Genomic DNA, 11,155 nt, shown 5'->3' on the forward strand with positions numbered 1-11,155 from the left:
GGTCGACGGCGGTGGCGACCACCTCCGCCAGGCGGGCCACCGACTCCTCCACCGCCGCCCGGTCCTCCGCCACCGGGACCAGGCCGAGGTGGCGGTCGCGCCAGGTCAGCCGGTCGTCCCGGGCCAGGGCCCCGAGCACCGGGATGCCGCTCGGGGCCAGGGCGGCCGCCAGCAGCTCGACGTGGCCGGGGCCGCCCACCCGGTTGAGGATCACCCCCGCCACCCGCACGTCGGGGTCGAAGGTGGCGAAGCCGTGCAGCACCGCCGCCACCGAGCGGCTCATCGCCGAGGCGTCCACGACCAGCACGACCGGGGCGTCGAGCAGGCGCGCGACCGACGCCGTGCTGGCGTCGGGACCGGGGACGGCCGCCCCGTCGAACAGGCCCATCACCCCCTCGACCACCAGGACGTCGGCGCCGGCGGCGGCGCGCCCCGCCAGCGCCCCGATGACGTCCTCGCCGCAGATCCAGCTGTCGAGGTTGCGGCCGGGCCGGCCGGTGGCGACGGCGTGGTAGCCGGGGTCGATGAAGTCGGGCCCCACCTTGGCCGCCGCCACGACCACGCCGCGGGCCCGCAGCGCCGCCATCAGCCCCGTCGCCACCGTCGTCTTGCCCACCCCCGACGACACGCCGGCGATGACCAGACGGGGCCCGAGGACGTTCATGGGGCCCCATTAGAGTCCCGCCGGCGGTGACCGTTTTCCTGTGATCGTCTTCCTCTCCAACGCCGACACCGACCTGCTGGCCGTGCGCTCGGTGCTCGAAGATCTGCCTGCCGACCTGGGACCGGTGCGCGCCGCCAACCCGTCCCACCTGGCCGCGCCCCCGGACGTCACCGGTGCCGACGTCGTGCTCGTGCGCCTGCTCGGCGGGCGCCCGGCGTGGGAGGACGGCTTCGACGAGCTGCGCCGCCGGTGCGTGGCCGCCGGGGTGGCCCTGCTGGCCTTCGCCGGAGAGGCGGCGCCCGACGCCGAGCTCACCCGGCTGTCGACCGTGCCCGCCGCCACCGTGGCCGAGGCCTTCGAGTACCTGGTCCACGGCGGCCTGGGCAACGTCGAGAACCTGCTGCGCTTCGTGGCCGACACCGTGCTGATGGGCGGCTTCGGCTTCGACGCCCCCGAGCCGGTGCCGGCAGTCGGGGTCCTCGGCTCGCCGCGGCGGGATCCGGCCCGACCGACCGTCGGCGTCGTGTTCTACCGGGCCCACCTGCTCTCGGGGAACACCCGGTTCGTCGAGGACCTGGCCGCCGCCCTCGAGCAGCGGGGGGTGAACGCCCTGCCCGTGTGGTGCTACTCGCTGCGCCCCGGACCGGACGGGCGGGTGGAGGCCCTGGACCTGCTGGCCGGCGCCGGCGTCGACGCCGTGATCACCACCGTCCTCGCCATGGGCTCCATGTCCGGCGGAGGTGGACCGGCGGGGGGCGCCGGCGACGACTGGGACGCCACCGCCCTGGCCGCCCTCGACGTGCCGGTGGTGCAGGCCGTGGCCGCCACCGTGGCCCGCGATGTGTGGGAGGGCAGCGCCGCCGGCCTGAGCCCGCTGGACGTGGCGATGACGGTGGCCATCCCCGAGTTCGACGGCCGCATCGTGTCGGTCCCGTTCTCGTTCAAGGAGGTGGTCGACGACGGGGACGACCTCGGCGCCCCGGTCACTGCCTACCGCACCCTTCCCGACCGGGTCGGCCGGGTTGCCGGCCTGGCCGCCCGCCTGGCCTCGCTGTCCCGGCGCCCCGCCCCCGAGCGGCGGGTGGCCGTGGTCCTCTCCGCCTACCCGACCAGGCGGAGCCGGATCGGCAACGCCGTGGCCCTCGACACCCCGGCCAGCGTCATCGAGCTGCTCCGGGCCCTGGCCGGCGCCGGCTACCGGGTCGACCGCATTCCCGACGACGGGGACGCCCTGATGGCCGAGCTGGCTGCCGGCCTCGTCTACGACCGCCAGTCGGCCGGTCCCTCCGGGGCGGCAGCCACCGCCGGACGCTGGGACGGCCGGGAGTACGCCGCCTGGTTCGCCGGCGTTTCCCCCGGCCTCAAGGAGGCGGTGGCCGGGGCGTGGGGGCCCCCGCCCGGGGACGTGTACGTCGACGGTGGGGGGCTGGTGTTCCCCGGCCTCGACCTGGGCGGGGTGCTGGTGGCCGTGCAGCCGCCCCGGGGGTTCGGGGAGAACCCGGTCGCCGTCTACCACTCGCCCGACCTGGCGCCGACCCACCACTACCTCGCCTTCTACCGCTGGCTGGACGAGGGGTGGGGGGCCGACGCCGTGGTCCACGTCGGCAAGCACGGCACCCTCGAGTGGCTGCCCGGGAAGGGCGTCGGCCTGTCGGCCTCGTGCGCCCCCGACGCCGCCCTCGGGGACCTGCCCCTCGTGTACCCGTTCGTGGTCAACGACCCCGGCGAGGGCACCCAGGCCAAGCGCCGGGCCCACGCCGTCATCGTCGACCACCTGCTGCCGCCGATGACCCGGGCCGACACCTACGACGAGCTGGCCCGGCTGGAGTCGCTGCTCGACGAGCACGCGCGCATCGCCGCCCTCGACCCGGCCAAGCTGCCGGCCGTGCGGGCCCAGGTGTGGGACCTGCTGGTCGAGGCGGAGATCCACCGCGACCTCGGGGTGGACCAGGCCCCGGAGGGCGACGGCTTCGACGACCTCGTCCTGCACGTCGACGGCTACCTGTGCGAGCTCAAGGACGCCCAGATCCGCGGCGGGCTGCACATCCTCGGCCGGCCTCCCGCCGAGGAGGCCGAGCTCGACCTGGTGCTGGCCGTCACCCGCCTGCCCCAGGGTCCGGTGCCCTCGCTGCGGGCCGGGCTGGCGGCGGGTGCGTCGCGGACCGAGGTCGACCGGATCGAGGCCGGTAACCGCCGGGCCCTGGCCGGGCTGCAGGAGGCGGGATGGCGGTACGAGGGTGACGACCCGACGCTGGGCTGGATCTGTGACCGTCTCATCCCGGCGCTGCGCCGCACGCCGGACGAGGTCGGCTCGGTGCTGCGCGCCCTCGACGGCCGCCACGTCCCGGCCGGGCCCAGCGGGGCGCCGACCCGCGGCATGGCCCACGTGCTGCCGACCGGGCGCAACTTCTACTCCGTCGATCCCAAGGCCGTCCCCTCCCCGCTGGCGTGGGAGGTGGGCGGCAAGCTGGCCGACGCCCTCATCGAGCGCTACCGCGCCGAGACGGGCCAGCCGCCCCGTTGCGTCGGCCTCGTCGTCTGGGGCACGGCCGCCATGCGCACCATGGGGGACGACGTGGCCCAGGCCCTGGCCCTCGTCGGGGTGCGCCCGGTGTGGCAGCAGGAGTCGGGCCGGGTCACCGGTCTCGAGCTGATCCCCGACGCCGAGCTGGGCCGCCCCCGCGTCGACGTCACCCTGCGCATCTCCGGGTTCTTCCGCGACGCCTTCCCGCATGTGGTCAACCTGCTCGACGAGGCCTTCGCCATGGCCGGCTTCGGGGACGATCCGCGCATCTTCGGGGCCAAGCCCGGCGCCTACGGCTCGGGCATCCTGCCCCTCCTGGAGTCGCGCGACTGGCGCTCCGATGCCGACCTCGCCGCCGTGTACGAGGCCTGGAGCGGGTGGTCCTACGGCCGGGCCGCCATGGGGGCGCCGGCGGGGGAGGCGATGCGCCGGCGCTTCGCGGCCATCGAGGTGGCGGTGAAGAACCAGGACAACCGCGAGCACGACATCTTCGACTCCGACGACTACCTGCAGGACCACGGCGGGATGGTCGCGACCATCCGCGCCCTGACCGGGTCGCAGCCGCGCGCCTGGTTCGGGGACTCGGCCGACCCCGCCCACCCGCGCGTGCGCAGCCTGGCCGAGGAGGCGGCGCGCGTCGTGCGCACGCGCGTCGTCAACCCGAAGTGGATCTCCGCCATGCAACGTCACGGCTACAAGGGCGCCTTCGAGATGGCCGCCACCGTCGACTATCTGTTCGGCTACGACGCCACGGCGCGCGTCGTCGAGGACTGGATGTACGAGCGCGTCACGCGCGCCTACGTCATGGACCCGGCCGTGCGGAAGTTCTTCGAGGCTTCCAACCCGTGGGCCCTCCGCTCCATCGCCGAGCGGCTGCTCGAGGCCGACGAGCGCGGCCTGTGGGACGCGTCCGACGAGGCCCGGGCCGCCCTGCGCGCCGCCGTCCTCGAGGCCGAGGGCTGGGAGGAGAACGGATGACCCCCGACCCGTTCCCGTTCACCGCCGTCGTCGGCCAGGAGGACGTGAAGCTGGCCCTGCTGCTCAACGCTGTGGACCCGCGGATCGGAGGGGTGCTGCTGCGCGGCCAGAAGGGGAGCGCCAAGTCCACCCTGGCCAGGGGCCTGGCCGCCCTTCTCCCGGGTGCGGCTCCGTTCGTCGACCTTCCCATCGGGGCCACCGAGGACCGGGTGGTGGGGACGATCGACATCGAGGCCGCCCTCACCGAGGGGCGCCGCCGCTTCCAGCCCGGCCTGCTGGCCGCCGCCGACGGCGGGGTCCTGTACGTCGACGAGGTGAACCTCCTGCCCGACCACCTCGTCGATGTCCTGCTCGACGTGGCCGCCGGCGGGGTCAACCGGGTCGAGCGGGAAGGGGTGTCCGAGGCCCATCCGGCCCGCTTCGTGCTGGCGGGATCGATGAACCCGGAGGAGGGGGAGCTGCGCCCCCAGCTGCTCGACCGCTTCGGGCTCGCCGTCGACGTGGCGGCCAACGCCGACCCGGCCGAGCGGGCCGAGGCGGTGCGGCGGCGGCTGGCGCACGACGCCGACCCGGCCCGCTTCTCCCGGGAGTGGGCCGGGGCGGAGTCCGAGATCCGGGAGAGGTTGACGGCGGCCCACCCCGCCGCCCTGCCCGGGGAGCTGCTCGAGACCGTCAGCCGCCTGTGCGCGGCGGTGGGAGCCGAGGGCCTGCGCGCCGATCTGGTGATCTGCCGGGCCGCCGCCGCCCTGGCCGGGTGGGACGGCCGGAGCGAGGCCACTCCCTCCGACGTCCGCCGGGTTGCGCCCCTGGCCCTCGCCCACCGGAGGCGGCGCAACCCGTTCGAGGAGCCCGGGGTGGACCGCGACCAGCTCGACGCCGCCCTCGACGACGCCCTGGAGGGCGACGGCCCGCCACCGGACGAGGGCGGCGACGGCCCCGACGCCCCGGACCGGCCCCCCGCCCGGCCCGATGCGCCGACGCCCGTGATCGGGATCCACACCGCCCGCCGGCCCGCGCCCGACGCCCCGTCCGGCCGCCGGTCCCCGACGTTGGGGCGCCGGGGCCGCCTGGTCGGCGACCGGGTCCCGGACGGCCCGGTCAGCGAGGTGGCCCTCGGCGCCACCACCCGGGCGGCGGCGGCCCGCCGGACGGCATCCTCCGCACCCCCGGCGGGGCCGGGCGCGGTCGTGACCGCCGAGGACCTGCGGGAGCCGGTGCGCGAGCAGCTGACCGGCAACCTGGTGGTCCTGGCCGTGGACGCCTCGGGCTCGATGGGCGCGGAACGGCGGATGGAGGCGGTGAAGGGGGCGGTGCTGTCCCTGCTGCTCGACGCCTACCAGCGCCGGGACCGGGTGTGCCTGGTGACCTTCCGGGGCGAAGCGGCCGAGGTGGCCCTCCGCCCCACCGGCAGTGTCGAGGTGGCGCGCCACCGGCTGGCCGAGCTGCCCACGGGGGGGCGGACCCCGCTGGCCGCCGGCATCCGCACCGCCCTGCAGGTCGCCACCACCGCCTCCGGTCCCCACCGGCCCCTGCTCGTGCTGGTCTCCGACGGGCGGGCCACCGCCGCCCCGGGGGGCGCCGACCCGGTGGCCGCCGCCGTGGACGCCGCCGGCGAGGTGCGCCGGCGGGGCGTGCCCGCGGTCGTCGTCGACGTGGAGGACGGGGCGGCCCGCCTGGGCCTGGCCCCCGAGCTGGCCCGGCGGATGGGCGCCCGGTGCGTCAGCCTCCCCGAGCTCTCGGCCGGCGCCCTCGGCCACGCCCTACGTGGAATGGTGGGCGGGTGAGCGCGGACGGGTCCCTCGATCCTGCCGCCCGGGCCGCCCTCTACCGGGTGATCGAGGCTCGCCGCGACGTCAGGCGCCGCTTCCTGCCCGACCCGGTGCCCGACGACGTGCTCCGGCGCGTGCTCCAGGCCGCCCACCTGGCCCCGTCGGTCGGGCTCTCCCAGCCGTGGGACTTCCTGCTGGTGGCTGACCCGGATGTCCGCAGGCAGGTGGCGGCCCACGTCGAGGAGCAGCGGCTGCGCTTCGCGGCCTCGCTCAGCGGCTCCCGCGCCCGTCTGTTCGACCGTCTGAAGGTGGAGGCCATCCTCGACGCTCCGCTCAACGTGGTGGTGACATCGACCCTCGAGCGGGGCGGGGCGCGGGTGCTCGGGCGCCAGCTGCAGCCGGAGACGGCCGCCTTCTCGACCTGCCTCGCCATCGAGAACCTGTGGCTGGCGGCGCGGGCCGAGGGGCTCGGGGTGGGCTGGGTCAGCTTCTACGAGCCCGAGCGGCTGGCCGTGATCCTCGGCCTCCCGCCCCACGTCGCGCCCCTGGCGTACCTCTGCGTGGGTCGGGTCGAGGGCTTCGACACCGAGCCCGAGCTGGCGACCGCCGGGTGGGCCTCGCCCCGGCCCCTCGAGTGGGCGGTGCACCGCGAACGGTGGGGGAACCGCGACGGGACCAGTCCGTTCCGGGAGGCCGTAGCCGCCGTCACCCCGACCGACTCCGGGGCCATGGCCGCGGCCGGCGCCCACCAGTCACGGTTGACCAAGCCGCCCGGCGCCCTCGGGGAGCTGGAGGCCCTGAGCGTGCGGCTGGCCGGGGCGGCGGGCGCCGACCCGCCCCCCGTCCCCGAGCCCGCGACCGTGGCGGTGTTCGCCGGCGACCATGGCGTGGTCGCCTCCGGGGTCACGCCCTGGCCCGCCGAGGTGACCACGCAGATGGTCGGGAACTTCTGCGCCGGGGGGGCGGCGGTCAACGCCATCGCCCGGCAGGTCGGCGCCGACGTGGTGGTCGTCGACGTCGGGGTGGCCGGCGACCTCGACCCCGCCCCGGGCCTCATCCGGCGCAAGGTCCGCCGGGGCACCGGGGACATCGGCCGCGAGCCGGCCATGACCCGGGAGGAGGCCACCGCCGCCCTCGACGTGGGCGCCGAGGTGGCCCGGGAGCTGGTGGCGGCGGGCAACCGCTGCCTGCTCACGGGGGACATGGGCATCGGGAACACCACGCCGTCGGCGGCGCTGATCGCCCACTTCACCGGGCGCACGGCCGCCGAGGTGACCGGGCGGGGCACCGGCATCGACGACGACATGCTCGTGACCAAGGTGGCGGTGGTGGAGGCGGCCCTGGCCCGGACCCGGGCGGCGGGGCTCGACCCGGCGGACCACGTGGCCGCGCTGGCCTCGCTCGGCGGGCTGGAGATCGCCGCCCTGGCGGGCTACATCGTCGGCGGGGCGGCGGCCCGGGTGCCGGTGGTGGTGGACGGGGTGATCGCCGGCGCCGCCCTGCTGGTGGCGGCCGCGCTGTGCCCGGACGCGGTGGGGTACTGCTTCGCCGGGCACCGCTCGGCCGAGCCCGGGGCCGGGGCCGTGCTCGACCACCTCGGGATGCGGCCCCTCCTCGACCTCGACCTCCGGCTGGGCGAGGGAACGGGAGCGTGCCTGGCGCTGCCCCTGCTCCAGTCGGCCGCCCGCGTGCTGCGGGAGATGGCCACCTTCGATCAGGCGGGTGTGACCGACAAGACCTGACCGGTAACGTCGCCCCGGACCGGGGACAAGGAGCCACCAGATGACCACGACCACCGAGAAGGCGACCGAGCTGACCGGGGAGACCCGGATGCTGATCGACGGTCAGCTGACCGAGGCCCGCTCCGGAAAGCGCTTCGACAACGTCAACCCGGCCACCGAGGAGGTGCTCGGCCAGGTGGCCGACGCGTCGGTCGAGGACATGGAGGCGGCCATCGCCGCCGCCCGGCGGGCCTTCGACGAGACCGGCTGGTCCACCGACAAGGCGCTCCGCAAGCGCTGCCTCGAGCAGCTCCAGGCCGCCCTCGAGGAGGAGAAGGAGGCCATCCGCTCCGAGCTGGTGGCCGAGGTCGGCACGCCGGTGATGATCACCTACGGGCCCCAGCTCGACGCCCCGCTCTCCGACGGGCTGTTGTGGCCGGCGCGGATGATCGACGAGTTCGAGTGGGAGCGGGACCTCCCCCTCGGCACCGCCTTCGGAATGACGTCCCGCCGCCAGGTGTGGAAGGAGCCCGCCGGCGTGGTGGGCGCCATCATCCCCTGGAACTTCCCGGTCGAGATCACCATCAACAAGCTGGGCCCGATCCTGGCCATGGGGAACACGGTCATCGTTAAGCCGGCCCCCGACACGCCGTGGAACGCCACGCGCATCGGCCGGCTCATCGCCGAGCGCACCGACATCCCGGCCGGGGTCGTCAACGTCGTCACGTCGTCCGACCACATGGTGGGCGAGGTCCTCGTGACCGACCCGCGCGTCGACCTGATCTCGTTCACCGGGTCGACCGCCACCGGCCGACGGATCATGGAGAAGGGCGCGGCCTCGCTCAAGCGCCTCTTCCTGGAGCTCGGAGGCAAGTCGGCCCAGATCGTGCTCGACGACGCCGACCTCGAGGCCAGCATGCCGTTCGCGTCGATGGTGTGCATGCACGCCGGCCAGGGTTGCGCCATGCTCACCCGGCTCCTCGTGCCCCGGAAGCAGTACGACCGCGCCGTCGAGCTGGCCGCACCGGGGTTCGCAAGCGTGGCGGTGGGGGACCCCACCGACCCCGGCACGCTGCAGGGCCCCCAGGTCAGTGCCCGCCAGCGCGACCGCGTGCTCGGCTACATCGAGAAGGGCAAGGAGGAGGGGGCCCGGGTCGTGCACGGCGGCGGCCGCCCCGCCAATCTGCCCAAGGGATGGTTCGTGGAGCCCACCCTGTTCGCCGACGTCGACAACTCGATGACGATCGCCCGCGAAGAGATCTTCGGGCCGGTCCTCGTGATGATCCCCTACGAGGACGACGACGACGCCGTGCGCATCGCCAACGACAGCGAGTACGGCCTGTCCGGGTCGGTGTCCTCCGCCTCGGAGGAGCGCGCCCTGTGTGTGGCCCGACGCATCCGGGCCGGGACCCTGAGCGTGAACGGCGGCGTCTGGTACGGACCCGACGCCCCGTTCGGGGGCTACAAGGCCAGCGGGGTGGGTCGCCAGTGCGGCATCGAGGGCCTCAACCAGTACCTCGAGACCAAGACCATCGGCCTGCCCGGCGCCTAGCCGGGACGGCCCTCCCCGCGCTGGTTGGCGCCCCGCTCGGTCATCTCCCGGTAGTGCTCCGCCACCTCGGGGTCGGGCTTGTTCTTGTCGGCCGCCCTTTCTTCCTCGGGCGTAGGATCGTTACCGGGAGCGTGCTCGGCGTGAGCGGCGCGTACCTCGGACTCGCGCGTCGGATTCGTCGGGCGGGTGTGGTCGGCTGACATCAGACTTCCTTCCTGCGAGCTGTCCAGTGTGGGTTGTACCCGCGAGCGGGCGGGGGTAAGCGGCCAGGCCGTGCCCGGCGCCGCTGTCCGCGTCTTTTGCGGCGGCTGGTGGTAGCTTCGCCACCCGATCGGCTCGCTGGAGAGCCGTGCGGAGTCCCAGCGCCCGGGACGAGGAGGTAATGGTGAACCTAGCGACGTCCGGAATCATCAGGAGACGGATGGCCCCCCTGGCGGTCTGCGCCCTGGCCGGCGCCATCCTGGCCGCGTGCGGCAGCTCTGGGAGCACGGGAGCCAGCACCGCCACGACCAACGGCGCCACCACCGCGGGGGCGGTCAAGGGCGGCACGCTCACGATCGTCGGCAGCGGGGACGTCGACTACTTCGACACCGCTGCCGCCTACTACGACGTCACCTACATCCTCATGCGCGCCGTCAGCCGCCAGCTGTACGTCGTGCCGACCAAGGCGCTCACCTCCGACCAGGTCGCGCCGGTGCCCGACCTGGCCACGGCCATGCCCACGATCACCAACGGCGGCAAGACCTACACGATCCACATCCGCCAGGGCGCCCAGTGGGACACCACCCCGCCCCGCCAGGTCACGGCGGCCGACGAGGTGACCGGCATCAAGCGGCTCTGCAATCCGAGCGCGCCGGTCGGCGCCCCCGGCTACTTCGAGAACACGATCGTGGGCATGAAGGCCTTCTGCGACGGGTTCGCCAACATCGGCGCCACGGCCGCCGCCCAGAAGGCCTACATCCAGGGCCACGACATCGCGGGCGTCAAGGCCGTCGACCCGAGCACGGTGCAGTTCAACCTCATGTCGCCCGCCGCCGACTTCATCAACATCCTGGCCATGACCTTCTCGTCTCCGGCGCCCGTCGAGGCCCTCGACCACGTTCCCGGGAGCGCCGACCTGGGGCAGCACTGGATCTCGGACGGCCCGTACAGCGTCCAGAGCTACACGCCGAACACATCGATCACCCTGGTGCGCAACAAGGCCTGGAAGTCCTCCAGCGACCCGGTCCGGCCCGCCTACGTGAACGAGATCGACATCAAGGAGGGCGTCGCCAACACGCCGACGGCCGCCGTCCAGCAGATCCAGGCCGGCACCGCCGACATGGAGTGGGACCAGAACGTCGCCACCGCCCAGCTGGCCGGGATGGTCTCCAGCCATGACCCGAACCTGCTGATCGGACCTCAGGGGGACAACAACTACCTGAACCTCAACCCGATCCTGGTCATGAACCTGCAGAGCCCCAATGCCAACGGGGCGCTCAAGAACCTGAAGGTCCGCCAGGCCATCGAGTACGCCATCAACAAGACGGCCGACTCGCAGGTGTACGGCGGCGCCGAGGTGTCCAAGCCGCTCGACCAGCTGGTCCCGGGTGCCGACGCCGGGTCCGTGTCGGGCTACGACCCGTACCCGACGCCCGGTGACAACGGTGATCCCGCCAAGGCCAAGTCCCTCCTGTCCGAGGCCGGCTACGGGCCGAGCAACCCGCTCAAGCTGACGCTGGTGTACCGCACCAACACGGTCCACCCCCAGATCGCCCAGACCGACCAGGCCGCCCTCCAGGCGGCGGGCATCACCATCAACCTGGTCCCGGTGCCCCCCTCGGCCTTCTACACCCAGTACCTGCAGAACCCGTCGGCCTCCCAGGCGGGGAAGTGGGACCTGGCCGAGGCCGGCTGGAACCCGGACTGGCTCGGCAACAACGGGCGTTCGATGATCGTTCCGCTGTT

General features: G+C 74.5%; 7 protein-coding genes. 5 read left to right on the top strand and 2 right to left on the bottom strand.

Annotated elements, in window-relative coordinates:
- A partial coding sequence (locus tag VFW24_08705) for a cobyrinate a,c-diamide synthase (GenBank protein ID HEX5266842.1) occupies window positions 1-664 on the bottom strand: 664 nt, incomplete at its 3' end.
- A 40-nt stretch (window positions 665-704) separates the two neighbouring features.
- On the opposite strand from VFW24_08705, the gene VFW24_08710 reads away from it, so the two are divergent.
- The 4 genes from VFW24_08710 to VFW24_08725 are packed head-to-tail and all read left to right on the top strand — an operon-like array spanning window position 705 to window position 9,208.
- Window positions 705-4,166 (top strand): cobaltochelatase subunit CobN, encoded by a 3,462-nt coding sequence (locus tag VFW24_08710; GenBank protein ID HEX5266843.1) that lies wholly within the window; start codon window positions 705-707, stop codon window positions 4,164-4,166.
- The gene (locus tag VFW24_08715; GenBank protein ID HEX5266844.1) at window positions 4,163-5,950 is read left to right on the top strand and encodes a VWA domain-containing protein; all 1,788 of its coding nucleotides are present in this window, start codon (window positions 4,163-4,165) and stop codon (window positions 5,948-5,950) included. Before VFW24_08710 ends, VFW24_08715 begins: the two co-directional genes overlap by 4 nt.
- Window positions 5,947-7,677: a nicotinate-nucleotide--dimethylbenzimidazole phosphoribosyltransferase gene (gene cobT / locus VFW24_08720; GenBank protein HEX5266845.1), complete on the top strand. Its 1,731-nt coding sequence runs from the start codon at window positions 5,947-5,949 to the stop codon at window positions 7,675-7,677. Before VFW24_08715 ends, cobT begins: the two co-directional genes overlap by 4 nt.
- Window positions 7,678-7,717: 40 nt before the next feature.
- A complete protein-coding gene (locus VFW24_08725) occupies window positions 7,718-9,208 on the top strand; it encodes an aldehyde dehydrogenase family protein (GenBank protein HEX5266846.1) in 1,491 nt (496 codons plus the stop codon).
- Here the strand turns inward: VFW24_08725 and VFW24_08730 are convergent.
- Window positions 9,205-9,411, bottom strand: coding sequence for a hypothetical protein (locus tag VFW24_08730; GenBank protein HEX5266847.1), 207 nt, complete (start codon window positions 9,409-9,411; stop codon window positions 9,205-9,207). The genes VFW24_08725 and VFW24_08730 overlap by 4 nt on opposite strands.
- A gap of 218 nt (window positions 9,412-9,629) precedes the next feature.
- On the opposite strand from VFW24_08730, the gene VFW24_08735 reads away from it, so the two are divergent.
- The coding region (locus tag VFW24_08735) for an ABC transporter substrate-binding protein (protein ID HEX5266848.1) at window positions 9,630-11,155 on the top strand (1,526 nt) is incomplete at its 3' end.

The sequence above is a fragment of the Acidimicrobiales bacterium genome, assembly GCA_036273495.1.
Taxonomy (GTDB): Bacteria; Actinomycetota; Acidimicrobiia; order Acidimicrobiales; family JAJPHE01; genus DASSEU01.